General features: G+C 74.4%; 1 protein-coding gene. It reads right to left on the bottom strand.

Annotated elements, in window-relative coordinates:
• The coding region (locus tag JHD80_RS28905; RefSeq protein WP_248311823.1) for a tripartite tricarboxylate transporter permease at nt 1-317 on the bottom strand (317 nt) is incomplete at both ends.

The following is a 317-nucleotide window of genomic DNA, read 5'->3' as shown; positions in this document are numbered from 1 at the left end:
CAAAGCGAATTTCGCGACCCAGCCGGAGAGCAGCGTGATCAGGATAACACCGGCCAGCGCGCCGAAGCCGGCCGAGAGGAAGGCGAAGGAGAGCGCCTCGGTCGCCTTGCCCTGCTTGGCCATGGGGCTGTCTCTTATACACATCTGACGCTGCCGACGATTAACCTTCGGTGTAGATCTCGGTGGTCGGCGGAGCATTAAAAAGGGGGGGGGGGGGGGGGGGGGGGGGGGGGGGGGGGGGGGGGGGGGGGGGGGGGGGGGGGGGGGGGGGGGGGGGGGGGGGGGGGGGGGGGGGGGGGGGGGGGGGGGGGGGGGGG

Source organism: Allobosea sp. ASV33, assembly GCF_016428755.1.
In the GTDB taxonomy this organism is placed as follows: Bacteria; Pseudomonadota; Alphaproteobacteria; order Rhizobiales; family Beijerinckiaceae; genus Allobosea.
Note: the sequence above shows the minus strand (reverse complement) of the source record. Positions and strands in the feature narration are given on the sequence as shown.